The 23,835-nt window shown below is 72.9% G+C and carries 24 protein-coding genes; 20 read left to right on the top strand and 4 right to left on the bottom strand.

All coding sequences use genetic code 11. The features are described 5' to 3' along the window. The first annotated feature begins 205 nt into the window (after positions 1 to 205). The 7 genes from sigE (at position 206) to ACZCLJ_RS06530 (ending at position 6,477) form a co-directional block, all read left to right on the top strand. Positions 206 to 829 (top strand): RNA polymerase sigma factor SigE, encoded by a 624-nt coding sequence (sigE, locus tag ACZCLJ_RS06560; protein WP_463105862.1) that lies wholly within the window; start codon positions 206 to 208, stop codon positions 827 to 829. Further along, entirely contained in the window at positions 826 to 1,752 is a 927-nt protein-coding gene (locus ACZCLJ_RS06555) for a zf-HC2 domain-containing protein (protein ID WP_463105861.1), read from the top strand. Before sigE ends, ACZCLJ_RS06555 begins: the two co-directional genes overlap by 4 nt. Further along, the gene (locus ACZCLJ_RS06550) at positions 1,749 to 3,269 is read left to right on the top strand and encodes a S1C family serine protease (RefSeq protein WP_463105860.1); all 1,521 of its coding nucleotides are present in this window, start codon (positions 1,749 to 1,751) and stop codon (positions 3,267 to 3,269) included. The genes ACZCLJ_RS06555 and ACZCLJ_RS06550 overlap by 4 nt, the downstream gene beginning before the upstream one ends. A gap of 9 nt (positions 3,270 to 3,278) precedes the next feature. Beyond that, the gene (locus ACZCLJ_RS06545) at positions 3,279 to 3,620 is read left to right on the top strand and encodes a twin-arginine translocase TatA/TatE family subunit (protein ID WP_463105859.1); all 342 of its coding nucleotides are present in this window, start codon (positions 3,279 to 3,281) and stop codon (positions 3,618 to 3,620) included. Positions 3,621 to 3,706: 86 nt separating this feature from the next. Beyond that, positions 3,707 to 4,792, top strand: coding sequence for a tryptophan--tRNA ligase (trpS, locus tag ACZCLJ_RS06540; RefSeq protein WP_285821153.1), 1,086 nt, complete (start codon positions 3,707 to 3,709; stop codon positions 4,790 to 4,792). Then, complete coding sequence (locus ACZCLJ_RS06535; protein ID WP_251153257.1) at positions 4,789 to 5,352, top strand: 2'-5' RNA ligase family protein; 564 nt, start codon at positions 4,789 to 4,791, stop codon at positions 5,350 to 5,352. The genes trpS and ACZCLJ_RS06535 overlap by 4 nt, the downstream gene beginning before the upstream one ends. Before the next feature lie 9 nt (positions 5,353 to 5,361). Continuing rightward, complete coding sequence (locus ACZCLJ_RS06530) at positions 5,362 to 6,477, top strand: YihY/virulence factor BrkB family protein (RefSeq protein WP_463105858.1); 1,116 nt, start codon at positions 5,362 to 5,364, stop codon at positions 6,475 to 6,477. A gap of 182 nt (positions 6,478 to 6,659) precedes the next feature. On the opposite strand, the gene ACZCLJ_RS06525 is transcribed toward ACZCLJ_RS06530, so the two are convergent. From ACZCLJ_RS06525 to sdhC, 4 genes are all read right to left on the bottom strand, one after another. Beyond that, positions 6,660 to 7,436 (bottom strand): succinate dehydrogenase iron-sulfur subunit, encoded by a 777-nt coding sequence (locus ACZCLJ_RS06525; RefSeq protein WP_251153259.1) that lies wholly within the window; start codon positions 7,434 to 7,436, stop codon positions 6,660 to 6,662. Beyond that, positions 7,436 to 9,268, bottom strand: a complete 1,833-nt coding sequence (sdhA, locus tag ACZCLJ_RS06520; protein ID WP_251153260.1) for a succinate dehydrogenase flavoprotein subunit — start codon at positions 9,266 to 9,268, stop codon at positions 7,436 to 7,438. The genes ACZCLJ_RS06525 and sdhA overlap by 1 nt, the downstream gene beginning before the upstream one ends. A gap of 74 nt (positions 9,269 to 9,342) precedes the next feature. After that, the gene (locus ACZCLJ_RS06515) at positions 9,343 to 9,801 is read right to left on the bottom strand and encodes a succinate dehydrogenase hydrophobic membrane anchor subunit (protein WP_251153261.1); all 459 of its coding nucleotides are present in this window, start codon (positions 9,799 to 9,801) and stop codon (positions 9,343 to 9,345) included. Beyond that, complete coding sequence (gene sdhC / locus ACZCLJ_RS06510; RefSeq protein ID WP_081772373.1) at positions 9,801 to 10,184, bottom strand: succinate dehydrogenase, cytochrome b556 subunit; 384 nt, start codon at positions 10,182 to 10,184, stop codon at positions 9,801 to 9,803. Before sdhC ends, ACZCLJ_RS06515 begins: the two co-directional genes overlap by 1 nt. A gap of 234 nt (positions 10,185 to 10,418) precedes the next feature. Here sdhC and ACZCLJ_RS06505 point away from each other — a divergent pair, with 234 nt between their 5' ends. The 13 genes from ACZCLJ_RS06505 to ACZCLJ_RS06445 all read left to right on the top strand — a co-directional run bounded on the left by ACZCLJ_RS06505 (position 10,419) and on the right by ACZCLJ_RS06445 (position 23,734). Further along, on the top strand, positions 10,419 to 11,588 hold the full coding sequence (locus ACZCLJ_RS06505; protein WP_251153262.1) for a mannose-1-phosphate guanylyltransferase: 1,170 nt from the start codon (positions 10,419 to 10,421) through the stop codon (positions 11,586 to 11,588). Next, positions 11,585 to 12,808, top strand: coding sequence for an amidohydrolase (locus tag ACZCLJ_RS06500; protein WP_463105857.1), 1,224 nt, complete (start codon positions 11,585 to 11,587; stop codon positions 12,806 to 12,808). Before ACZCLJ_RS06505 ends, ACZCLJ_RS06500 begins: the two co-directional genes overlap by 4 nt. 262 nt (positions 12,809 to 13,070) lie before the next feature. After that, the gene (locus ACZCLJ_RS06495) at positions 13,071 to 14,165 is read left to right on the top strand and encodes a BMP family lipoprotein (RefSeq protein ID WP_251153263.1); all 1,095 of its coding nucleotides are present in this window, start codon (positions 13,071 to 13,073) and stop codon (positions 14,163 to 14,165) included. Between the two features lie 114 nt (positions 14,166 to 14,279). After that, positions 14,280 to 15,881, top strand: a complete 1,602-nt coding sequence (locus tag ACZCLJ_RS06490) for an ABC transporter ATP-binding protein (RefSeq protein WP_463105856.1) — start codon at positions 14,280 to 14,282, stop codon at positions 15,879 to 15,881. Between the two features lie 11 nt (positions 15,882 to 15,892). Further along, positions 15,893 to 17,203 carry an ABC transporter permease gene (locus ACZCLJ_RS06485; protein WP_463106366.1) on the top strand — a complete coding sequence of 437 codons (1,311 nt, stop codon included), beginning with the start codon at positions 15,893 to 15,895 and terminating at the stop codon, positions 17,201 to 17,203. Further along, a complete protein-coding gene (locus tag ACZCLJ_RS06480) occupies positions 17,200 to 18,507 on the top strand; it encodes an ABC transporter permease (RefSeq protein WP_463105855.1) in 1,308 nt (435 codons plus the stop codon). Before ACZCLJ_RS06485 ends, ACZCLJ_RS06480 begins: the two co-directional genes overlap by 4 nt. Before the next feature lie 7 nt (positions 18,508 to 18,514). After that, a complete protein-coding gene (locus ACZCLJ_RS06475; RefSeq protein ID WP_463105854.1) occupies positions 18,515 to 18,988 on the top strand; it encodes a cytidine deaminase in 474 nt (157 codons plus the stop codon). Positions 18,989 to 19,005: 17 nt separating this feature from the next. Continuing rightward, positions 19,006 to 20,340, top strand: a complete 1,335-nt coding sequence (locus ACZCLJ_RS06470) for a thymidine phosphorylase (RefSeq protein WP_463106365.1) — start codon at positions 19,006 to 19,008, stop codon at positions 20,338 to 20,340. A 2-nt stretch (positions 20,341 to 20,342) separates the two neighbouring features. Then, positions 20,343 to 20,801, top strand: a complete 459-nt coding sequence (locus tag ACZCLJ_RS06465; RefSeq protein ID WP_251153267.1) for a YidH family protein — start codon at positions 20,343 to 20,345, stop codon at positions 20,799 to 20,801. Next, complete coding sequence (locus ACZCLJ_RS06460) at positions 20,798 to 21,124, top strand: DUF202 domain-containing protein (protein ID WP_251153268.1); 327 nt, start codon at positions 20,798 to 20,800, stop codon at positions 21,122 to 21,124. Before ACZCLJ_RS06465 ends, ACZCLJ_RS06460 begins: the two co-directional genes overlap by 4 nt. Beyond that, positions 21,121 to 22,161, top strand: a complete 1,041-nt coding sequence (locus tag ACZCLJ_RS06455; RefSeq protein ID WP_463105853.1) for a hypothetical protein — start codon at positions 21,121 to 21,123, stop codon at positions 22,159 to 22,161. The genes ACZCLJ_RS06460 and ACZCLJ_RS06455 overlap by 4 nt, the downstream gene beginning before the upstream one ends. A 151-nt stretch (positions 22,162 to 22,312) precedes the next feature. Continuing rightward, a complete protein-coding gene (locus tag ACZCLJ_RS06450) occupies positions 22,313 to 22,552 on the top strand; it encodes a hypothetical protein (RefSeq protein ID WP_463105852.1) in 240 nt (79 codons plus the stop codon). Positions 22,553 to 22,603: 51 nt separating this feature from the next. Continuing rightward, positions 22,604 to 23,734 carry an adenosine deaminase gene (locus ACZCLJ_RS06445; protein ID WP_463105851.1) on the top strand — a complete coding sequence of 377 codons (1,131 nt, stop codon included), beginning with the start codon at positions 22,604 to 22,606 and terminating at the stop codon, positions 23,732 to 23,734. Positions 23,735 to 23,835 lie beyond the last annotated feature (101 nt).

Here is a 23,835-nt window from a genome sequence, read left to right as displayed (position 1 = left end):
GGTGCGGGTGGGCACGGAGCGCGCCCTGTCTCGGATGGTACCCGCGATCGCCCACGACGCCCGGGACGACGCCCCGTCCGGTGCCGGCGGCGCGCCGGGGCCCGTCCGCCCACGTGTGCGCGTGGCGTGGACGTGCGGCGCGGGTCCGGTCGGGGACCGGGAACACCGGCCGGGCACCGGGCGTTCTTCTGGGACGATGGACGGTGTGAGCGACAGACGACCGACGACCCCGGCGAGCGGACCGGAGGGCGCGGCCGCGTGGGTTCCGCCCTCCTGGGACGAGATCGTCCGCGAGCACTCGGCCCGCGTGTTCCGGCTCGCCTACCGCCTCACCGGGAACCGGCACGACGCCGAGGACCTCACCCAGGAGACGTTCGTCCGCGTGTTCCGCTCGTTGTCGAGCTACACGCCGGGCACGTTCGAGGGCTGGCTCCACCGGATCACCACGAACCTCTTCCTCGACCAGGTCCGCCGCAAGCAGCGCATCCGCATGGAGGCCATGGGCGACGACGACTCCCACTACCCGGCCCGTGGGGAGCTCGCCCAGCCCGAGCGGGGCTTCGAGCACGCGAACCTCGACCACGACGTCCAGCGCGCGCTCGACGGCCTGAGCCCCGAGTACCGCGCGGCCGTCGTGCTGTGCGACATCGAAGGGCTGTCCTACGAGGAGATCGCGCTCACGCTCGGGATCAAGCTCGGGACCGTGCGCTCCCGGATCCACCGCGCCCGTGCGCAGCTGCGCGCGGCGCTGCCGCACCGCGACCCGCACGACCGACCGGCCTCCTCCTCCGACGAGCGGTCCGTGCGCACCGCCCAGGAGGTGGCGTGACGTCCCACCTGGGATCGCGGCTCTCCGCGCTCGTCGACGGCCAGCTCTCGCCGGCCGAGTCCGAGCGCGCTCTCAGCCACGTCGCGGGGTGCCGCCGGTGCGCCGACGAGCTCGCCGCGGCCCGGGACGCACGCCGTGCACTGAGCGCCGCCGCCCACGTCGAGCCGGCGCCCGACCTCACCGCGCGACTCCTCGCGCTCTCGGCCCAGATCCCCCCGAGCGACCAGGACCCGCTGCGCCGTGCGCCGACGGCCGCCGACCCGTGGGCGCAGCGCCCCGTCCTGCCGGCCGGGGCGTGGAGCGGCGAGCTGCGCGGCGGGCTGCTCCGTCGGCGGGTCGCGATGGTGGTCGCCGGAGGTGCCGGGGTCGTGGCCGTCGGGCTCTTCGCGCTCGGCGAGAGCCCGGTCGTCACCCCGGAGCTGCACCGGTCGGACCCCCTGACGGTGCTGGCCCAGGCCGCCCCGCGCATCACCGCGGCGGGGACCGGCTCGGTGGCCGGCGGTGCCGAGACGGGTCTCGCGTCGCTCGCGGCGCAGGGTTGGGCCGGGCCCACCGAGCTGCCCGACGGCGTCACGGTGGCCGCCGTGCGGGAGGACGCGGCCCGGCGGGTCCTCGAGATCGACCTCGCCACCCCGACGGGGGAGATCGTCGTCCGTGAGCAGGTCGGTCTGCTCGACGAGGCCGCGCTCGCCGGTCTCGACACCTGGGACGTCGACGGTCGCCGCGTGCACGTGCTGTCCGAGGAACCGTGGCACGTGGTGTGGCAGTCCGGTGACACGGTGGTCGACGTCGTCGCGGACACCGAGGACGAGGTGCTGGCCGATCTCGTGGCGGCGTTCCCCGACCGCGACTACGATGCCGGGGTCCCGGCGCGCATCTCCCGGGGCTGGACGACCATGACAGGAGCGCTCGGCACCTCATGACCGATCCCGCTGCATCCTCGCCCGGCGGCGACGCCCCGAAGCGCCCTGACGAGGCACCGCAGGCACCGCAGGCACCGCACAACCCCTTCGCGCCGCCGTCGGCGTACCGGTCCGTCGCCCACGTCGCTCCGACGTCGCTCCCGGTGCCGCCGCCCCCGTCCCGGACGGACGCCTCCGCGCCGGGGACCCGTGAGCCGGGGACCCGTGAGCCTGCGGCGAGCGGGCCGGCGACGAACGGGTCGACCGTCCCCGCCGCGACCGGCACGACGGCTCCGGGACGCACCGGTGCCTCGGCGCAGGACCCGTGGGACCCGTTGCGCTCGTTCGGCGAGCCGTCCGCGACCTCGCCGGTGGGCGGCTATCCCGACCTCGGTCGGCCGACGGTGGACCCGACGCTCGTCGCGCCGCCCGTCGTCGCGGGACGACGCCGACGGCTGGGCACGGGCAGCGTCGTGAGCCTCGTCGTCCTCGCGCTCGTCGCGGGAGCGCTCGGCGGGGTGGCGGCCGACCGTCTCCTCGACGGACCGTCGCAGCGGACGGCGGTCACCCTGCCCGCGGCGAGCGTCGAGGCGGAGGTGGATCGGGCGCCCGGCTCCGTGGCGGACATCGCGGCGACCGTGCTGCCCAGCGTCGTCTCGCTCCAGGTGCGGGGCGGGGACGGTGTCGCGACGGGTTCCGGGTTCGTGCTCACGGAGGACGGCTACATCCTCACGAACAACCACGTCGTGGCCGGCGCGTCCGACGGCGGCGAGGTCGTCGTGCTCTTCGCCGACGGCCACGAGAGCCCGGCCGAGCTCGTCGGCCGGACGGTCGACTACGACCTCGCGGTCGTCAAGGTCGAGGACTCCGGCCTGACCCCGCTCGCGCTGGGCGACTCCGACGGCGTGGCCGTCGGGGACCCGGTGGTCGCCGTCGGGGCGCCCCTCGGGCTCAACGGCACCGTCACGACGGGCATCGTCAGCGCGCTCAACCGGCCCGTGCAGGCCGGGGAGGCGGCGCAGACGGCGTTCATCAACGCCATCCAGACGGACGCGGCGATCAACCCGGGCAACTCCGGGGGGCCGCTCGTCAACGGGCAGGGCGAGGTCGTCGGGATCAACTCCGCCATCGCGCAGCCGCCGGGTGCCATGGCGGCGACGGGAAGCATCGGCCTGGGTTTCGCGATCCCCTCCAACCAGGCGCGACGGACGGCGGAACAGCTCATCGGCGACGGCGTCGCGACCTACCCGGTCATCGGCGTGCTGCTCGACCAGCGGTACCAGGGCGAGGGAGTCCAGGTCTCGACCGACGAGCAGCAGGGGCAGCAGGCCGTGACCCCCGAGGGTCCCGCCGACGCCGCGGGGATCCGCCCCGGCGACGTCATCCTGTCGATCGACGGGCGCCCCGTCACGGAGTCCGACGAGCTCATCGTCGCGATCCGCGCGAAGGCACCGGGGGACGCGGTCACGCTGCGCGTGCGGACCGACGGGCAGGAGCGCGACGTGCGTGTCGTCCTCGACGAGGCGACGAGCGAGTAGTCTGACGCCGTGTTCGGGATCAACGGAGCCGAGTTCGTCGTGCTCCTCGTCGTCGCGGTGATCATCATCGGTCCCGAACGGCTGCCCCGGTACGCCGAGCAGCTCGGCGGGTTCGTGCGCTCTGCGCGCGGCTACGTGCGGGACGCCAAGGCGCGGGTCGACGCCGAGATCGGCGAGGAGATCGGTGACGTCGACTGGTCGAAGCTGGACCCGCGCCAGTACGACCCGCGCCGCATCGTGCGCGAGGCGCTGCTCGACGACGAGCCCGCACCGACGCGCGTCCAGCCGCCGCCTGCGCCTGCCCCGACGACACCGGTCGGGCCCGCACCGTTCGACGACGAGGCGACCTGACGGCACCCGTCGCACCCGGCTCGTGCCGTGTGCCGACACCGCGGACGCGATTCGGTCGGCGCCCGTCGACCTGTCAGAATGGGCGAATGTCCATCGAGGTGACCGAGACCGGAACGGCAACCGCGTCGTCGCAGAGCGGCACGAAGCCGCCGGGGACCGCTCCCCGCATCCTGTCCGGGATGCAGCCCACCGAGGACTCGCTGCAGCTCGGCAACTACATCGGCGCGCTGACGCAGTGGGTCGCGCTGCAGGACTCCTACGACGCGCTGTACTGCGTCGTCGACCTCCACGCCCTCACGGTGAACCCGGACCCGGCGAGTCTGCGTGAGCGCACGCGGCGCACGGCGGCCCAGTACCTCGCCGGCGGCGTCGACCCGGACCGCTCCGCGCTGTTCGTCCAGTCGCACGTCCCGCAGCACGCGGAGCTGTCGTGGGTGCTCTCGTGCCAGACCGGATTCGGCGAGGCCGGCCGGATGACGCAGTTCAAGGACAAGTCCGCGAAGCAGGGTGCCGAGGGCACGACCGTGGGCCTCTTCACGTACCCCGTGCTCATGGCCGCGGACATCCTGCTCTACGACGCCGCGCTCGTCCCCGTCGGCGAGGACCAGCGCCAGCACCTCGAGCTCGCCCGCAACCTCGCGGAGCGGCTCAACGCGCGCTTCGGCGACGGCACCGCGGTGGTCCCGGAGCCGCACATCGTGCGGTCGGTCGCGAAGATCTACGACCTGCAGGAGCCGACTGCGAAGATGAGCAAGTCCTCGTCGAACGGCAAGGGCGTCATCTGGCTGCTCGAGGACCCGAAGGTCGCCGCGAAGCGCATCCGCTCGGCCGCGACGGACTCGGAGAACGAGATCCGCTACGACCCGGTCGCCAAGCCGGGCGTGTCGAACCTCCTCACGATCTTCTCGGCGCTCACCGGCCGCGACGTCGAGGCGATCGCTGCCGAGTACGACGGCCGCGGCTACGGGCACCTCAAGGTGGACCTGGCCGACGTCGTCGTCGAGTTCCTCACGCCGTTCCAGGAGCGGGCGAACACGTATCTCGCGGACCCGGCCGAGCTCGACGCGGTCCTCGCGCGCGGCGCGCAGAAGGCCCGTGAGATCGCCGCCGGGACGCTCGCGCGGGTCTACGACCGGGTCGGCCTCCTCCCCGCCGGGGGGACGACGGCGTGAACCTCCCGGAACGCGGGCCCTCGCAGGTGCGGGTCGGTATCGCGATCGAGGTTCCCGCGCCGTTCGGGCCCGAGCTCCAGGCGGCACGGGCGCGGTTCGGGGATCCTCTCGCCGCGCTGATCCCGCCGCACATCACGCTGCTCGGGCCGACCGTGCTCGACCCGGAACAGCTCGACGGGGTCGCCGAGCACCTCGCTCGCGTCGCGGGCGGAGCGGCGCCGTTCCGGATCCACCTGCGGGGGAGCGCGACCTTCCGCCCCGTGTCACCGGTCGTGTTCATCCAGGTGGTCGAGGGCATCGCCGAGTGCGAGCACCTGGAGAGCGTCGTGCGCAGCGGACCTCTCGAGCAGGAGCTGCGCTTCAACTACCACCCGCACGTCACCGTGGCGCACGAGGTGGACGACCTGGCCCTCGACCGCGCGTTCGACGAGATGGCGGCCTACGAGGCGCAGTTCGCGGTGGACGGGTTCCACCTCTACGAGCACGGCGACGACGCCGTGTGGAGGCCTCGGCAGCTCTTCCACCTGACCGGGGATGCCCACCCCGCGGACCCCTCGTAGTCTCAGGGCGTGACCACGCAGGACCGCCCTGGGCCGACGACGCTCCGGCGTGTCACGGCCCGTGCGGCGGCGGTCGAGGAGTGGTGGAAGGACAGCCGGCCCGGCCGCGCGACGTACCGCTACCTCTACTCCCGCGGCGCCCTGCTGTGCGGCGGCATCGCGTACTCCGCGCTGTTCTCGCTCTTCGCGGCGCTCACGATCGGGTACACGATCTTCGTGCAGGTCCTGGGCGGGCGCCAGGAGCTCATGGACGCCGTCTTCGCGTGGATCAACGACCTCGTGCCGGGCCTCATCGCCGTCGACGGGTCGAGCGGTGTGATCCAGCCCGATGACCTGCTGCTCGACTCCGGGCTGAGCGTGACGAGCGCCATCGCAGGAGTCGTCCTGCTCTTCTCCGCCGTCTCGTTCATGTACCACCTGCGCGGTGCGGTGCGCACGATGTTCGGCGTGAGCGACGTGGGCCAGAGCCCGGTGCTAGCCCGCGTGCGCGCGTTCCTCGGCTTCGTCCTCCTCGCGATCATGATCCTCGTGTCGGCCGCAGCGGGCGTCGCGGTCACGACGCTGGGCAACCATGTGATGGCCGCTCTCGGCCTGTCGGGTGGTGCCGCGGTCCTCGTCGCGTTCTCGGGCCTGCTCGTCAGCGTGCTGATCGACGCGGTCGTCGTCGTGCTCGTGGTCGTCCTGCTCGCGGGCGTGGACGTGCGGCGCCGGGACCTCGTCGTCGGGTCTCTCACCGCCGCCACCGCCTTCGGGGGCCTGCGCTACCTCGGGTCGTCGTTCGTCGCGGGCAGCGCGAGCCGCAACGCCCTGCTCGCGTCGTTCGCCGTGCTGGTGACCCTGCTGCTGCTCGTGAACTTCATGGCGCGCATCCTCCTGGCGGTCTGCGCCTGGATGGCCGACCCGCCGCGCGAGCCCGAGCCGGAGCCGGGCGGTCCGCGGCACGCCCGGGACGGCCGCCCCGAGCTCCCCGTGGTCGACGGCGCGCGGACGAACCCGGGCCGCCACGTCCGAGTGGACGGCGAGGTCGGACCGGAGGAGCAGGTCCGTGCGGGCCACGGCAGGGGCAAGCCCTGGAGCCCTGTCGTCCGCGGCGTCCGCAAGGGCCGCCTCGCCCGCGGCACCTGAGCAGCTACGCGGGCGGCGGGTCTCGTCGCACGCTCGACCGTGAGCGACGCCAGGCCGTGCCGCCGCGAGGCCGCTCACCGCACGACGCTGGGACGACGAAGGGGTGGGGGTGCTGCTGCCACGACCGGGCAGCAGCACCCCCACCCCGTCCCAGGGTGACGACGCGCCGAGTGGAGCGTGCGTCAGAAGGCGCGCGTGATCATCGCGCGCTTGACCTCCTGGATCGCCTTCGTGACCTCGATGCCGCGCGGGCACGCCTCGGTGCAGTTGAAGGTCGTGCGGCAGCGCCACACGCCCTCCTTGTCGTTGAGGATCTCGAGGCGCTGCGTGGCGCCCTCGTCGCGGCTGTCGAAGATGAACCGGTGCGCGTTGACGATCGCGGCCGGGCCGAAGTACTGCCCGTCGGTCCAGAACACGGGGCACGACGACGTGCACGCAGCGCACAGGATGCACTTCGTGGTGTCGTCGAAGCGCTCGCGCTGCTCGGCGGATTGCAGGCGCTCCTTGCTCGGCTCGTTCCCCGACGTGATGAGGAACGGCATGATCTCGCGGTAGGACGCGAAGAACGGCTCCATGTCCACGACGAGGTCCTTGACCACGGGCAGGCCCTTGATGGGTTCGACCGTGATGGGCTTGTCGGGGTTGACGTCCTTGAGCAGCGTCTTGCAGGCCAGGCGGTTGCGGCCGTTGATGCGCATCGCGTCCGAGCCGCACACGCCGTGCGCGCACGAGCGGCGGAACGTGAGCGAGCCGTCGTGCTCCCACTTGATCTTGTGGAGCGCGTCGAGCACGCGGTCGGTGCCGTGCGCGAGGACGGTGAACTCGTCCCAGTACGCGTCGTCGCCGTGCGCGGACTCGGGCGAGAAGCGGCGGATCCGGAGCGTGACCTCGAACGAGGGGATCTCTCCGGCCTTCGCCTCGGGTGCAGGAGCCGACGGGCTCTCGAGGGTGGCAGTCATCAGTACTTCCGCTCCATGGGCTCGTACCGGGTCTGGGTGACGGGCTTGGAGCCCAGGGCGACCTTGTACCCGTCGAACGACTCGACGTGGTCGAAGTAGCCGGTGACATGCCCGTCCGCGACGTCGGAGGCCGACGTCGGACGGCGGTACGCCATCGTGTGCAGCATGTAGTTCGCGTCGTCCCGGTTCGGGTAGTCCTCGCGGTAGTGGCCGCCGCGGGACTCCTTGCGGTTGATGGCCGCGACGACGGTGACCTCTGCGATGTCGAGGAGGAAGCCGAGCTCGATGGCCTCGAGCAGGTCGGTGTTGAACATCCGGCCCTTGTCCTGCACGGAGACGTTGCGGTACCGCTTCTGCAGCTCGCGGATGTCGGACAGCGCCTCGTTGAGCGAGTCGCCCGTGCGGAACACCTGGGCGTTCGCGTCCATCGTCTCCTGGAGCGCCTTGCGGACGTCGGCGACGCGCTCGCCGTCGGGCCGGTTGCGCATCTCCTCGAGCTGGGCGATCACGGCAGCGGCCGGGTTCTCGGGCAGCTCGGAGTACTGGGCGGTCGCCGCGTAGGCGGCGGCGGTGCGCCCGGCGCGCTTGCCGAACACGTTGATGTCGAGCAGCGAGTTGGTGCCGAGGCGGTTCGAGCCGTGGACGCTCACGCACGCGACCTCGCCCGCGGCGTAGAGACCCTTGACGACGTGGCTGCTGTCGCGCAGCACCTCCGCGTCGACGTTGGTCGGGATGCCGCCCATCGCGTAGTGCGCGGTCGGGTAGACCGGGACGGGCTCGGTGTACGGCTCGATGCCGAGGTACGTCCGGGCGAACTCGGTGATGTCGGGGAGCTTCGCGTCGATGTGGGCGGGCTCGAGGTGCGTGAGGTCGAGCAGGACGTAGTCCTTGTTCGGCCCGGCGCCGCGGCCCTCCCGGACCTCGTTCGCCATCGAGCGGGCGACGATGTCGCGCGGCGCGAGGTCCTTGATCGTCGGCGCGTAGCGCTCCATGAAGCGCTCGCCGTCGGAGTTGCGCAGGATGCCGCCCTCGCCGCGCGCGGCCTCGGAGAGGAGGATGCCGAGGCCCGCGAGACCCGTCGGGTGGAACTGGAAGAACTCCATGTCCTCGAGCGGCAGGCCCCGCCGGTACGCCAGCGCCATGCCGTCGCCCGTGAGCGTGTGGGCGTTGGACGTCGTCTTGAAGATCTTGCCGGCGCCGCCCGTGGCGAAGATGATCGCCTTCGCCTGGAAGACGTGGATCTCGCCGGTCGCGAGGTCGTAGGCGACGACCCCGGTCGCGGTGACGGTCTCGTCGTCGGGGATCTCCCCGGCGGCGAGGTCGTGGTCCGTGATGAGGTCGAGCACGTAGAACTCGTTGAAGAACTCGACGTCCTGCTTGACGCACTGCTGGTAGAGCGTCTGGAGGATCATGTGCCCGGTGCGGTCCGCGGCGTAGCACGAGCGGCGGACGGCGGCCTCGCCGTGGTTGCGCGTGTGCCCGCCGAAGCGGCGCTGGTCGATGCGGCCCTCGGGCGTGCGGTTGAACGGCAGGCCCATGCGCTCGAGGTCGAGGACCGCGTCGATGGCCTCCTTGGCCATGATCTCCGCGGCGTCCTGGTCGACGAGGTAGTCGCCGCCCTTGACCGTGTCGAACGTGTGCCACTCCCAGTTGTCCTCCTCGACGTTGGCGAGCGCGGCGCACATGCCGCCCTGCGCCGCACCCGTGTGGGAGCGCGTCGGGTAGAGCTTGGAGATGACGGCCGTGCGGACCTTGCCGGACGACTCCAGCGCCGCGCGCATCCCGGCGCCGCCGGCGCCGACGATGACGACGTCGTACTGATGGGTTTGCATCGGTTCCGATGCCTCCTGGGAGAGAGCTGTGGTGCCGCGGACGGCGGGGGTGGGGGCGTGGCGTCCTGCGGGCGTCAGTCGAAGCAGAACGAGGCGAGCAGCTCGGCCGGCGCGTTCGCGGGGCACGGCTCGAAGGTGAAGATCACGAGGGTGCCGAGCACCGTGACGATCGTGAACGCGAGGTACAGCGCGAGCTTGAGCACGAGCCGGGTGCCGTCGCGCTCCGCGTAGTCGTTGATGATCGTGCGGACGCCGTTCGTGCCGTGGAACATCGCGAGCCACAGCATGAGCAGGTCCCAGACCTGCCAGAACGGCGACGCCCACTTGCCGGCGACGAAGCCGAAGTCGATCGCGTGCACGCCCTCGCCGACCATGAGGTTGACGAAGAGGTGGCCGAAGATGAGGACGATCAGCACGACGCCCGAGGCGCGCATGAAGATCCAGCTGTACAGCTCGTAATTGCTGCGCGTCGACTTCCTGCGCCGGTACGGGTCGCGCGGCGAGGCGACCTCCACCGTGGGTGCGGCGGCCATCAGTGCCCCCCTCCGAAGACGTTCATCAGGTGGCGCGGGAGGAAGCCCGCCATCGTCACGACGAACAGGCCGACGACGATCCACAGCATCGTGCGCTGGTAGCGCGGTCCCTTGGCCCAGAAGTCGACGAGGATGATCCGGATGCCGTTGAACGCGTGGAAGACGATCGCGGCCACGAGGCCCGCCTCGCCCAGCCCCATGATCGGCGTCTGGTAGGTGCCGATGACGGCGTTGTACGCCTCGGGCGAGACTCGTACCAGTGCCGTGTCGAGCACGTGGACGAGGAGGAAGAAGAAGATGAGCACGCCGGTCACGCGGTGCGCGACCCACGACCACATGCCTTCACGGCCGCGGTAGAGCGTGCCAGCTGGTGCACTGGGCACTTTGGGGGCCTCCTGTGGCGAGATCAGGGGGAGATGCCGGGCGGACCCGGTGCGGACGGGACCATGGTCCCGGGCCGCGGAGAGCCCTCGTCGGCATCAGTCTCTGGGCTTCCACCATAGTGACATCGGCGTGATGCTGCGGACCGCCGAGGGCCGCGCGAGGGCCTCGCGCGGGGTGTTTGTGACTGATCCCACAGCCGACGGGGGAACCGGGGCCCTCACTATGCTGCCTTCATGGTCCCTTCTCCCGCCCTGCCCTCCGCCACGCCGTCGACCGCCTCCCGGGGGCCCGGCTCGCCGATCGACGGGTTCTACGCGGTCGTCCCGGCGGGTGGCGCCGGGACGCGGCTGTGGCCGTTGTCGCGGGCCACGGCGCCCAAGTTCCTGCTCGACCTCACGGGGTCCGGGCGCACGCTGCTCCAGGCGACGGTCGACCGGCTGACGCCGCTGACCGGCGACGAGGGTGTCGTCCTCGTCACGGGGGAGCGGCACGTGGCCGCGGCGCGGAGCCAGCTGCCCGCTCTGCCGGCGCAGAACGTCCTCGCCGAGCCGTCGCCGCGCGACTCCATGGCGGCGATCGGGCTCGCCGCCGCCGTGCTCGAGCGCCGGCACGGCGACGTGGTCATCGGCTCCTTCGCGGCGGACCAGGTCATCACCGGGCACGACGCGTTCGAGGCGTCGGTGCGGGAGGCGGTCGAGGCCGCGCGCGCCGGGTACGTCGTGACGATCGGGATCGCGGCCTCCCGGCCCTCCACGGCGTTCGGCTACGTGCACAGCGGCGAGCCGCTCGGGGTCGAGGGGGCGCCGAGCGCCCTGCACGTGAAGGGTTTCACCGAGAAGCCGGACGCGGCGACCGCGCAGCAGTACATCGCGTCGGGCGAGTACCGGTGGAACGCGGGCATGTTCATCGTCCGCGCGTCGGTCCTGCTGGCCCACCTTGCGGACCAGCGCCCGGAGCTGCACGACGGGCTGCGCACGGTCGCCGCGGCGTGGGACGGGCCGGACCGTGACCGGGTGCTCGCCGAGACGTGGCCGGCGCTCGAGAAGATCGCGATCGACCACGCCGTCGCCGAGCCGGTCGCGGCCGTCGGGGGTGTCGCCGTCGTGCCGGGCACGTTCGGCTGGGACGACGTGGGCGACTTCAACTCGCTCGCCGCGCTGCTCCCGTCGGTGGACGATGCGGGCTCGAAGGTGCTCGGCGACACGGGCAAGGTCGTGCGTCGGGACAGCGCGGGCTCCGTCGTCGTGCCGGCCGGCGACCGCGTGGTGACGGTGCTCGGTCTGGACGACGTCGTCGTCGTGGACACTCCCGACGCCCTCCTCGTCACCACGAGGGCGCGGGCGCAGCAGGTGAAGTCGATGGTCGACGCCGTGCGCGAGCTGGGGTTGGACGAGCTGCTGTGAGCGCCCGGCAGGACGACCTCGCGGACCTGCTCGGGCCCGCCGCGGCGCGCCACGCCGCCGAGCTCGTCGGGATCCGCCGAGACCTCCACCAGCACCCGGAGGTGTCGCGCGCCGAGACGCGCACGACGGCGCTCCTCGCCGAGCGCCTGAGGACCGCCGGGCTCGACCCGCGGCCGCTGCCCGGCACCGGGCTCGTGTGCGACGTCGGCCCTGCGCCGGGCGACCTCGTCCCGGGCCCGGACGGCGTGCCGGCGCCCGCACCGGGTCGCGTCGCGCTGCGCGCGGACCTCGACGCGCTGCCGCTGCAGGACCGCTGCGGGCTGCCGTGGGCGTCGACCGTGAGCGGCGTCGCGCACGCGTGCGGCCACGACGTGCACACCGCGGCGGTGCTCGGTGCCGGGCTCGTGCTCGCGGACCTGCACGCCGAGGTCGGCCTCCGTCGTGGGGTCCGCCTGATCTTCCAGCCGGCCGAGGAGGTGCAGCCGGGCGGGTCGCTCGACGTGCTCGCGGCGGGCGGCCTCGACGGCGTGGACGAGATCTTCGCGATCCACTGCGACCCGAAGGTCGACGTCGGTCACATCGGGACGCGGATCGGGCCGATCACGTCGGCGTCCGACGAGGTCTCCGTGACGATCGCGTCGCCGGGTGGTCACACGTCACGACCCCACCTGACGGGTGACGTCGTGTACGCGCTCGGGCAGGTCATCACGCAGGTCCCCGCGGTGCTCGGGCGCCGGCTCGACCCGCGCTCCGGGGTCAACCTCACGTGGGGCGCCGTGCACGCGGGCTCGGCGCACAACGCGATCCCGAGCACCGGGACTGTGCGCGGCACGCTGCGCTGCCTCGACGTGCGCGCGTGGGAGTTCGCCGGGCAGGTGCTGCACGACGCCGTCGAGCAGGTCGTCGCGCCGTACGAGGTCGAGGTGACCGTGCACCACACGCGCGGCGTCCCACCGGTCGAGAACGACGAGCGGTGCACGGGTCTGCTCGAGGCCGCGGCGCGCGACGTGCTCGGCCCCGGCTCGGTGCTGCTCACGGAGCAGTCGCTCGGCGGCGAGGACTTCGCGTGGTATCTCACGAAGGTGCCGGGCGCGATGGCCCGGCTCGGGACGCGCACGCCGGGCGGCCGCGCGTACGACATCCACCAGGGCGACCTCCAGGTCGACGAGCGCGCGATCGACGCGGGGACGAGGCTGCTCGCGCGCGTCGCGCTCGGTTGACGGACCGCGGGCGGACCGCCCGGCTCGCCCTGCCGTGCGGGCGGTCCCGACCCGTGGACCGGGGTGTGTCACGCCTCAGACGCAAAGTGACGCTTGCATAACGAAGCAGCGGCGTTACCGGCAAGTAACGTCCGGGACGCATCCGGCTGATTAGTCTTCGGTCCATAGAGGTCGACGGACCCCGTGGTCCTCCCGCGCAACGGCGCCCGGGGGGATCCCGGTCAAGACGGCGGCCAGCGACGGACATCGACAGGAGCTCATCGTGAAGAGAGCAATGCAGTTCTCCGCGCTCGCGGCTGCGGCCGCGCTCGCGCTGGCCGCGTGCGGCGCGGCCCCGGAGGACGACGAGACCACGGGCGGCGGCGAGGACACGGCCGGAGGCAACACCGACTTCTCGGCGTGCATGGTCTCCGACGCGGGCGGCTTCGACGACCAGTCGTTCAACCAGGCCGGCTTCGAGGGCCTGGAGCAGGCGGAGTCCGAGCTCGGGATCACGGCGACCGAGGTCGAGTCGTCCGCGGACACGGACTACGGGCCCAACATCGACAACCTGGTGCAGCAGGGCTGCAACCTCGTCATCGGCGTGGGCTTCCTCCTCGAGGACCCGATCCAGGCCGCGGCGGAGGCGAACCCCGACACGAACTTCGCCCTCATCGACTCCTCGTTCTCCGACGCGGACTTCAACCCGGTCGAGCTCGACAACGCGAAGCCGATCCTCTTCAACACGGCCGAGGCCGCGTTCCTCGCGGGCTACCTCGCCGCGGGCATGAGCGAGACGGGCACGGTCGCGACGTTCGGCGGCATCCAGATCCCGTCGGTCGCGATCTTCATGGACGGCTTCGTCGACGGCGTCGCGAAGTACAACGAGGACAACGGCACGGACGTCAAGACGCTCGGCTGGGACAAGGAGGCCCAGACGGGTTCCTTCACCGGCGACTTCGAGAACCAGGCGAACGGCCAGAACCTCGCCCAGGGCTTCATCGACCAGGGTGCCGACATCATCATGCCGGTCGCCGGCCCGGTGGGCCTCGGCGCGGCCGCGGCCGCCCAGAGCGGTGACGCCAAGATCATCTGGGTCGACTCCGACGGGTTCCTCACCACGGAGTACGGCGACATCATCATCACGTCCGTGATGAAGGAGATCGGCCCGGCCGTCTTCGACACGGTGAGCGAGTCGGTCGACGGCAACTTCACCAACGAGCCGTACGTCGGCACGCTCGAGAACGAGGGCGTGGGCCTGGCCCCGTTCCACGACTTCGAGGACGCGGTGCCCACCGAGCTGCAGGACAAGCTCGCGGAGTACCAGGAGCAGATCATCGCGGGCGACCTCGTCGTGGAGTCGACGAACACCCCGTGACGACAGGCTGAGACGGTGGCCCGGGCGAGCCCGCCCGGGCCACCGTCGCCATGTTGCGCCGGGACGGCGGAAGTACGGTTCGATGGAGTTCCCTGTTCGGAGAGAGGGCAGCCGGTGAAGCTGGAGCTGCGCGGGATCACGAAGGTCTTCGGGTCCCTGGTCGCCAACGACCACATCGACCTGGTCATCGAGCCGGGCGAGATCCACGCCCTGCTGGGGGAGAACGGGGCCGGGAAGAGCACGCTCATGAACGTGCTCTACGGCCTGTACGACCCCGACGACGGAGAGATCCTCGTCGACGACGTCCCGGTGACCTTCACGGGTCCGGGCGACGCGATGGCCGCCGGCATCGGCATGGTGCACCAGCACTTCATGCTCGTCCCGGTCTTCACGGTCGCCGAGAACGTCGCCCTGGGGCACGAGCCCGTCAAGGGCGCCGGGCTCATCGACGCCCGGCGCGCACGCACCCTGGTCCGCGAGATCTCCGACCGGTTCGGCTTCGAGGTCGACCCGGACGCGATGGTCGAGGACATCCCCGTGGGCGTGCAGCAGCGCGTCGAGATCATCAAGGCGCTCTCGCGCGACGCGCGCGTGCTCATCCTCGACGAGCCCACCGCGGTGCTGACCCCGCAGGAGACCGACGAGCTCATCGCGATCATGCGCCAGCTCAAGGCCGCCGGCACCTCGATCGTCTTCATCACGCACAAGTTGCGCGAGGTCCGCGCTGTCGCCGACCGGATCACGGTCATCCGCCGCGGCAAGGTCGTCGGGGCGGCGGACCCGAGCGCGAGCGAGACCGAGCTCGCGTCGCTCATGGTCGGACGGTCCGTGTCGCTCGGCGTGGACAAGAGCCCGGCCGAGCCCGGCGACGCGACCTTCAGCATCACCGACCTCACGGTGATGGACGAGCTCGGGACGCCGGTCGTCGACCGGGTCAGCCTCGACGTCGCGCGCGGGGAGATCCTCGTCGTCGCCGGGGTGCAGGGCAACGGGCAGACGGAGCTCACCGAGACGATCGTCGGCCTGCGCCGGCCCGTCGCGGGCTCCATCTCGCTCGACGGCACGGAGCTCGTGGGTCGTGGGGTCGCCGACGTCCTCGGCGCCGGTGTCGGCTACGTGCCCGAGGACCGCAGCACCGACGGGATCATCGGGACCTTCTCGGTCCAGGAGAACCTCGTGCTCGACCTCTTCACGTCCGCGCCCTACTCGAGCGCCGGGGCGCTGAACAAGGGCGCCATCCGGTCCAACGCCGAGCAGCGCGTCGTCGAGTTCGACGTGCGCACCCAGACCGTCGAGGCGCCCGCGGGCACCCTGTCCGGCGGCAACCAGCAGAAGGTCGTGCTCGCGCGCGAGATGTCGCGCCCGCTCCGGCTGCTCATCGCGTCCCAGCCGACGCGCGGCCTCGACGTCGGCTCGATCGAGTTCGTGCACAGCCGGGTCGTGCAGGAGCGCGACAACGGCACCCCGGTGATCATCGTGTCGACCGAGCTCGACGAGGTGCTGGCCCTCGCCGACCGCATCGCGGTGATGTACCGCGGCCGGGTGGTCGGGGTCGTCCCCGGCGACACCGACCGCGACGTGCTCGGCCTCATGATGGCCGGCGTCCCGCTCGACGAGGCGGTCGCCCAGGCCGCGGAGCACCACACGACCCTCGGCGGGGCCGACCTTGAGGCCGACGCCGTCCCGCGCGACCCGCGCGAGGAGGAGGACCAGTGACCCAGCAGCCCATGCCGGACGACGAGGGGACGCCCGTCGCCCCGCCGACCCCCGCACCGCCGAGCGACGTGCCGAAGCCCGAGCGGCCCGCCGGGCAGGGCGTCCTGCGCGAGATCCTCGAGAGCAGCTGGCTCGTCTCGCTGCTCGCGATCGTCGCGGCCCTCGTGATCGGCGGCGTCCTCATCGCCGCTGCCGACCCGGAGGTCCAGGAGGCGGCGACGTACTTCTTCGCACGCCCGGCCGACTTCTTCTCGGCCGTGTGGGACGCGGTGTTCGGCGCCTACAGCGCGCTGTTCCAGGGCGCGGTGATCAACTTCCAGGCGACGGACCTGCAGCGCGCGCTGCGTCCGCTCACGGAGACCATGACCGTGTCGGTGCCGCTGATCCTCGCGGGGCTCGGGCTCGGCATCGGCTTCCGGGCCGGCCTGTTCAACATCGGCGCGCAGGGGCAGATCATCCTCGGCGGCATCTTCGCCGCCTTCATCGGCTTCACGTTCTCGCTCCCGCCGGGCCTGCACCTGGCCCTCGCGGTCCTCGGCGCTGCGCTCGGTGGTGCAATCTGGGCCGGCATCGCGGGCGTGCTCAAGGCACGCACGGGTGCGCACGAGGTGATCGTCACGATCATGCTCAACAACATCGCGGTGTACCTCGTGGCGTACCTGCTCACGACGCCGGCCTTCCAGCGACCGGGCAGCTCGAACCCGATCAGCCCGCCCATCCCCGGCAGCGCGACCTTCCCGCTCCTGCTCGGCGAGGGCTACCGGCTGCACCTCGGGTTCGTCCTCGCGCTCCTGGTCGCCGTCGGCGTCTGGTGGCTCATGGAGCGCTCGACGCTCGGCTTCCGCTTCCGCGCCGTCGGGGAGAACCCGAACGCGGCACGGACCGCGGGCATCTCGGTCCCGTGGGTCACGGTCTGGGTCATGGCCATCGCCGGCGCCCTCGCCGGTCTGGGCGGCGCGGCCCAGGTGCTCGGCACGGAGAAGGTGCTCACGGCCGGCGTCGCGGCGAGCTTCGGCTTCGACGCGATCACCGTCGCCCTCCTGGGCCGCTCGCGGCCGCTCGGCACGGTCCTCGCAGGCCTGCTGTTCGGCGCGCTCCGCGCCGGCGGGTTCGCCATGCAGGCCCGGACGGGCACGCCGATCGACATCGTCCTGGTCGTCCAGTCGCTCATCGTGCTGTTCATCGCCGCACCCCCGCTGGTCCGTGCGATCTTCCGCCTCCCGACGCCGGGCGGACCGACGCGGGCCGAGCGGCAGGCCGCACGCCGCCGGGACCGCGCGACGACCCCGACCACCCCGACGACGCAGGAGGCCGGCGCATGAGCACCGCGACCACCCCGGCCCCGACCGTGCCCGGCGAGCCCGCCGCGCCGCGGTCGACCGCGAAGCCGCTGCCGCCGATCAGCTGGCGCGCACCGATCACGTACACCGTCATCGGCCTGATCTCGCTCGTCGTCTTCGCGCTCCTCCCGCCCGGCGGGCGCGAGACCACTTTCCGCCTCTCCACCGCGGACGACTTCTTCCAGATCGAGCCGATCACCGTCAGCTCGAGCGGCGCGGCCCTCTTCCTGTCGATCCTCGCGCTCCTGCTCGCCGGTCTCTCCTTCTGGGCCGCGCGCGACCGTCGCAAGGTCGGCATCTGGCTTCCCATCGTGTTCGGCGTGCTGGTCGTCTTCGCCTTCCTGTGCTGGGCCGGCGCCGGCAAGTCGTCGATCCCGCTGACGGGCCTGCTACAGGGTTCGCTGTTCCTCGCGGTGCCGCTGGTCTTCGGCGCGCTCTCGGGCGTGCTGTGCGAGCGGGTCGGCATCATCAACATCGCGATCGAGGGCCAGCTCCTCGCCGGGGCGTTCCTCGCCGCGGTCGTCGCGTCGCTCACCTCGAGCGCGTACGCCGGGCTCGTGGCCGCGCCGATCGCCGGTGCGCTCGTGGGCGTGCTGCTGGTGATCTTCTCCGTCAAGTACTGGGTCAACCAGATCATCGTCGGCGTCGTGCTCAACGTGCTGGTGGTCGGGGTGACGAGCTACCTCTACTCGACGGTCCTCACCGCGGACTCCGCGACGTGGAACACGCGCACGCCCCTGCCCGTCCTCGAGATCCCCGTCCTGTCGCAGATCCCCGTGATCGGGCCGGTGCTGTTCCGGCAGACGCTGCTCGTGTACCTCATGTACGTCGTCGTGATCCTGCTCCAGGTCTTCCTCTTCAAGAGCCGGTGGGGTCTGCGCCTGCGCGCGGTGGGGGAGCACCCCAAGGCGGCCGACACCGTGGGCATCAAGGTCAACGCGACGCGCGTGCGCAACACCATCCTGGGTGGCGCCGTCGCCGGGCTCGGCGGAGCGTTCTTCACGGTCGCCGCGGGGCTCGCGTTCGGCAAGGAGATGACCGGCGGGAAGGGCTTCATCGCCCTCGCGGCGATGATCCTCGGTCGCTGGAACCCCGTCGGCGCGCTGATCGCCGCGCTGCTGTTCGGGTTCTCCGACAACCTGCAGGTCGTGCTCGGGATCGTCGGGACGCCCATCCCCAGCCAGATCATGCTCATGACGCCCTACGTCGTGACGATCTTCGCCGTCGCCGGCCTCGTGGGTCGTGTGCGCCCGCCCGCCGCCGAGGGCATCCCCTACGTGAAGTGAGGTCCCGATGACGCACGTGCCCGACGGCGGGACGCACCCCGGTGACGACGCTCGACCAGGACGCGGCGCCGTTCGGGACCCGGACCCCGCGGTCGACTGGGAGGCGCTGCGTTCCGCGGCCCGCGAGATCATGGAGCGGGCGTACGCGCCGTACTCCGGCTACCCCGTCGGCGCCGCCGCGCTCGTCGACGACGGGCGCGTGGTCGTGGGGTGCAACGTCGAGAACGCCGCGTACGGCGTGACGCTGTGCGCCGAGTGCTCGCTCGTGAGCTCGCTCGTCGGCGGCGGGGGCGGGCGGCTCGTCGCGTTCGCGTGTGTCGACGGGCGTGGCGCCACGCTCATGCCGTGCGGGCGCTGCCGCCAGCTCCTGTGGGAGCACGGCGGCCCCGACCTGCTGGTCGACACCGTGCGTGGTATCAAGACGATGAGGGACGTGCTGCCCGACGCCTTCGGGCCCGACGATCTGGAGGTGCGCTCGTGACCAACGACGACGGGGCCGTGCAGGGTGGTACGGCCGACGAGGAGCAGACCGGTCCCGCGCGGGAGCCGTTCGATGCGGTCGACGTCATCCGCGCGAAGCGCGACGGGGGGCTGCTCGACGGCGCGCAGATCGACTGGGTGATCGACGCGTACACGCGGGGCGTCGTCGCCGAGGAGCAGATGGCCGCGCTCGCGATGGCGATCTACCTCAACGGGATGGACCGGACCGAGATCGGGCGCTGGACGCAGGCGATGATCTCGTCCGGCGAGCGCATGGACTTCGCGGGGCTGTCCCGCCCGACCGTCGACAAGCACTCGACCGGCGGTGTCGGCGACAAGATCACGCTGCCCCTCGCCCCGCTCGTCGCCTCGTACGGCGTCGCCGTGCCGCAGCTCTCCGGGCGGGGCCTCGGCCACACGGGCGGGACGCTCGACAAGCTCGAGTCGATCCGCGGGTGGCGCGCCTCGCTGACCAACGAGCAGATGATGAACGCGCTCGAGCACGTCGGTGCGGTGATCTGCCAGGCAGGGTCCGGGCTCGCGCCCGCGGACAGGCTCCTCTACGCCCTGCGCGACGTCACGGGCACGGTCGAGTCGATCCCTCTCATCGCGAGCTCGATCATGAGCAAGAAGATCGCCGAGGGGACCGGCGCGCTCGTGCTCGACGTCAAGGTCGGCTCGGGGGCGTTCATGAAGGACCTCGAGTCCGCGCGCGAGCTCGCGCGCACGATGGTCGACCTCGGGACCGACGCCGGCGTCCGTACGGTCGCGCTGCTCACCGACATGTCGACGCCGCTCGGCCTCACGGCGGGCAACGCGCTCGAGGTGCGCGAGTCGGTCGAGGTCATGCAGGGCAAGGGCCCGCAGGACGTCGTGGACCTCACCGTCGCCCTCGCCGTCGAGATGCTCGCCGCCGCGGGCCGCCCGCAGGACCCCGACGACGTCCAGCACGCCCTCGTCGGCGGGCGGGCCCTCGACAAGTGGCGCGAGATGATCGCCGAGCAGGGCGGCGACTCGCGCGCGCCGCTGCCCGTCGCGCGCGAGAAGGAGCACGTGGTCGCAGACCACGACGGCGTCATGTCGCGGCTGGACGCCTACGCCGTCGGGGTCGCCGCGTGGCGCCTCGGCGCGGGGCGCGCCCGCAAGGAGGACGTCGTGCAGGCCGGGGCGGGTGTCGAGCTGTTCGCGAAGCCCGGCGACGTCGTCCGCAAGGGCCAGCACCTCATGACCCTCCACACCGACACGCCGGACCGGTTCGACCGGGCCGTGCAGGCGCTCGAGGGCGCCTGGGAGATCGCCCCTCCGGGGTCCGACGTCTCGCCGGGACCGGTCGTCCTCGACCGCGTCGGCTGAGCGTGGCGGACCCCGGGGCGGGCGGGCCGCCGGACCCGCGCACCGAGCCGGGGCCGGACCACGCGGAACCTGTCGACGACCGCCGCCCGCGGTCCGTCTACGGTGTCGGGACCGAGCCCGACGCGCGGTTCAGCCTCGCGAACGAGCGCACGGCCCTGGCGTGGGTCCGCACGGGTGTGGGCCTCGTCGCCGGAGGCGTCGCCCTCACGTCGTTCTCGACCTTCGCGGACCTCCCCGGGCTCGTCGACCTCGTCGCGGCCGTCGCGTGCCTCGTCGGCGCGGCGTGCGCCCTGTACGCCCTGCTCTCGTGGCGACGCAACGAGCGCGCGCTCCGGCTGCGGCAGCCGTTGCCCGCGCCCGGCGGCATCCCCGTCCTCGTGACCGGCGTGATCCTGCTCGCGGTGCTCATCGCGGGCTACTCGGTCGCGGCGGGCCTCGGCGAGGCGGGCGCACTGCCGTGAGCGACCCCGTCGCGCGCGACGAAGGCCTCCAGCCCGAGCGCACCGCCCTCGCCTGGCAGCGCTCCGTGCTCGGCGTGGTCGTCGGCGCGCTCCTGCTCGGCGCGGCCGGGCTGCGCAGCGCCAACGCCCTCGTCGTGGTGGCGGCCGCGGCGGTCGCGGTGCTGACGCTCGTCCCCGCCGTCCTGCGGCCGCCGACGGGCGGCCTGCCCGACAGCGGGCGGCTGCGCTCCTGGTCGTTCCTCGTCCGGCTCGTCGCGCTCGTGCTCGCGCTCGCCGGGATCGGCGCCGCGTGGGCGGTCGCGCGCGCGGTCGGAGCGGCATGAGCGCGCTCGGCGGGTTGCGGCTCACGTCCCTCGCCTCGCTGCTCGGCGCCGGTGCGCGGCCCCTGACGACGGGTGCGCGGCCGATCGCGCCGGGCCTCGGGACGTCGCTCACCGTCGCGGGCGCGCTCGACCGCGCGCGCGGCGCCGGGCACCGGGGCGACGTCGTCGCCGGGCTCGCGCACGTGCTTGCCCGACTGCCCGTCGACACGCGCGTCGAGGTCGTCGACCCGCTCGGCCGTGCCTCGTCGCTCGCGCGGGTCGGTGGGTCCGCCGTCCGCCCCCTCACGCTCGGCGGTGCGCTCGCGCGGCAGGTCGACGGGACGACGTGCGGCTCGGCCGTGCTCGCCCTGCTCGCCGCCGCGGGCGATCCTGTGCTCGCCCTCTGGCTCGTGACCGGTACCGCGCTCGCCGGCGCTCCCGCGACCGCCGGCACGGACCCGGCTCCCGGTCCGCGCGTCGCACCGGACCGGTCGTCCGGGGGCACCTCGCCGCGCGGGACGGAGCACCGGTGGCGTCGCCTGCAGCAGGTCGTCAAGGCGCGCACCGGCCGGAGGGCGCTCGGGCCGTTTCCGTGGCCGGGCGCGCTCGGGACGCCGCCGTGGGGCGCGGCGCGCACCGCGCGGTACGCCGACGTGCGGTTCACGCACCACGCGGTCGACGGCGCGCGCGGGTCCTCCGTGCTGGGCGCCGCCCTCGACGCGGCGGCTCGCGGGATCCCGGTGCCGCTGTTCACAGGCGGCGACCTGTCCGGCGGCGTCACGGCAGCGGTGCCACGTCACGTCGTGCTCCTCGTGGCCGCCGACGCCGCGACGACCGATGGTGCCGCGGGCCGGTCGGGCCCGGCGCCCGCGCCAGGGACCGCGTCGTCCGGGAGGGCCGGCACGCCCGGGGTGCGCCGCTGCTGGGTCTACGAGCCGTCGTCGGGCACGGTGCACCGGCTCGACGCCGCACGGCTCGCCGCGGGGGGACAGGCGGCGGCCGTGCGGCGGGCGCTCGGCGGCTGGCCGCACGTCGTGTGGGCTGTCCTGCCCGCCTGACGACGGCGAGGACGAGGGCGACGGCGGCCGCGCCGGAGGGACCGGCTCGGTGACCGGTCGGCGACCCGGCCGTCGACCGGGCGGGCTGGCGACCGGAGGACGCCCGCGTGAGGATGGAGGGGCCACGACCCGCCACGCTGAAGGAGTCGACATGAGCACGGTCCCGGGGGAGAACACCTGGCGAGACGCCGGTCTGGTCGAGCAGGACGAGGAGGCGGTGAGCCTCGTCGAGGAGGTCGAGACCGACGACACGGGCGTCGACGACCCCGAGCACGAGCCCGACGACTACCGCCCCCGTTCGGCGCGGCCCGACCTCGACGGGGAGGCGAGCGAGGCGGACGTCGTCGAGCAGGCGTCGGCGGTCCCCGGCGCCGAGGACGACTACGCCTGACGCGACGACGCGTGACCGGCCCGCCGGCTCCGCGGCCGGTACCGTGAGCCCATGACCACCGAGAACCGCCCGCTCACCGCGGACGTCATCCGTGCCCTGCCCAAGGTCGTGCTCCACGACCACCTCGACGGAGGGCTCCGTCCCGCGACGATCCTCGAGCTCGCCGCCGAGGTCGGGCACGAGCTGCCCGCCCACGACGCCGAGTCGCTCGCGACCTGGTTCGCCGAGTCCGCCGACTCCGGCTCCCTCGTGCGCTACCTCGAGACGTTCGACCACACGATCGCCGTCATGCAGACCCCCGAGGCGCTCGCCCGCGTGGCCCGCGAGGCCGTGCTCGACCTCGCCGCCGACGGCGTCGTCTACGCCGAGCAGCGCTGGGCACCCGAGCAGCACCTCCAGCGTGGGCTGACCTTGCAGGAGACCGTCGACGCCGTCCAGGCCGGCATCGAGCAGGGCGTCGTCGCCGCCGCGGCCGAGGGGCGCACCATCCGCGTCGGACAGCTCGTCACCGCGATGCGCCACGCCGACCGGTGGCAGGAGATCGCCGAGCTCGCCGTCGCGAACCGCACGAACGGCGTCGTCGGGTTCGACATCGCCGGCGCCGAGGACGGCTTCCCGCCCTCGCGGCACGCCGAGATCTGGAGCTACCTCGCGGAGAACAACTTCCCCGTGACGATCCACGCCGGAGAGGCGGCCGGGCCGGAGTCGATCGCGGAGGCGGTGCACCTGGGCCAGGCCGGGCGCATCGGCCACGGCGTCCGGATCGTCGAGGACATCGCGTTCGACCCCGCCCACCCGCACAACGCCGAGGGCGAGCCCGGCACCGCCGCGCTCGGGCTCCTCGCGCACTGGGTCCGGGACCACCAGATCCCGCTCGAGCTGTGCCCGTCGTCGAACGTCCAGACCGGCGCAGCGACGTCGATCGCCGACCACCCGATCACGCGGCTCAAGGAGCTCGACTTCGCCGTCACGCTCAACACCGACAACCGGCTCATGTCGCGCACGTCGATGACGCAGGAGATGACGCTCCTCGTCGAGCAGGCGGGGTGGACCATCGACGACCTCGCCGACGTGACGATGACGGCGGCGTGGAGTGCGTTCGTGCACCACGACGAGCGTCGCGCGCTGGTGGACGACGTGATCCTGCCGGGGTACCAGCTGGTCGAGGGCGCGCAGGTCTGAGCTTCCGCGGTCTCGAAGGGCCACGGGGCTGGTTCAGCGGCCTCTGCGGAGGGTCGACCGTGATCGCGCGAGGTAGTACGGGGGGCGCGGGGTCGAACGCT

Source organism: Cellulosimicrobium sp. So1_17 (genome assembly GCF_055181235.1).
This window is presented reverse-complemented; position numbering and strand designations above follow the sequence as displayed.

Coding starts and splice junctions, on each gene's coding strand:
- ACZCLJ_RS06515 (WP_251153261.1), bottom strand. CDS start 9,801: ATGGCCGCCGCACCCACGGTGGAGGTCGCCTCGCCGCGCGACCCGTAC.
- ACZCLJ_RS06525 (WP_251153259.1), bottom strand. CDS start 7,436: ATGACTGCCACCCTCGAGAGCCCGTCGGCTCCTGCACCCGAGGCGAAG.
- sdhA (WP_251153260.1), bottom strand. CDS start 9,268: ATGCAAACCCATCAGTACGACGTCGTCATCGTCGGCGCCGGCGGCGCC.
- ACZCLJ_RS06480 (WP_463105855.1), top strand. CDS start 17,200: ATGAGCACCGCGACCACCCCGGCCCCGACCGTGCCCGGCGAGCCCGCC.
- ACZCLJ_RS06550 (WP_463105860.1), top strand. CDS start 1,749: ATGACCGATCCCGCTGCATCCTCGCCCGGCGGCGACGCCCCGAAGCGC.
- ACZCLJ_RS06455 (WP_463105853.1), top strand. CDS start 21,121: ATGAGCGCGCTCGGCGGGTTGCGGCTCACGTCCCTCGCCTCGCTGCTC.
- ACZCLJ_RS06450 (WP_463105852.1), top strand. CDS start 22,313: ATGAGCACGGTCCCGGGGGAGAACACCTGGCGAGACGCCGGTCTGGTC.
- ACZCLJ_RS06445 (WP_463105851.1), top strand. CDS start 22,604: ATGACCACCGAGAACCGCCCGCTCACCGCGGACGTCATCCGTGCCCTG.
- ACZCLJ_RS06505 (WP_251153262.1), top strand. CDS start 10,419: ATGGTCCCTTCTCCCGCCCTGCCCTCCGCCACGCCGTCGACCGCCTCC.
- ACZCLJ_RS06485 (WP_463106366.1), top strand. CDS start 15,893: ATGCCGGACGACGAGGGGACGCCCGTCGCCCCGCCGACCCCCGCACCG.
- trpS (WP_285821153.1), top strand. CDS start 3,707: ATGTCCATCGAGGTGACCGAGACCGGAACGGCAACCGCGTCGTCGCAG.
- ACZCLJ_RS06475 (WP_463105854.1), top strand. CDS start 18,515: ATGACGCACGTGCCCGACGGCGGGACGCACCCCGGTGACGACGCTCGA.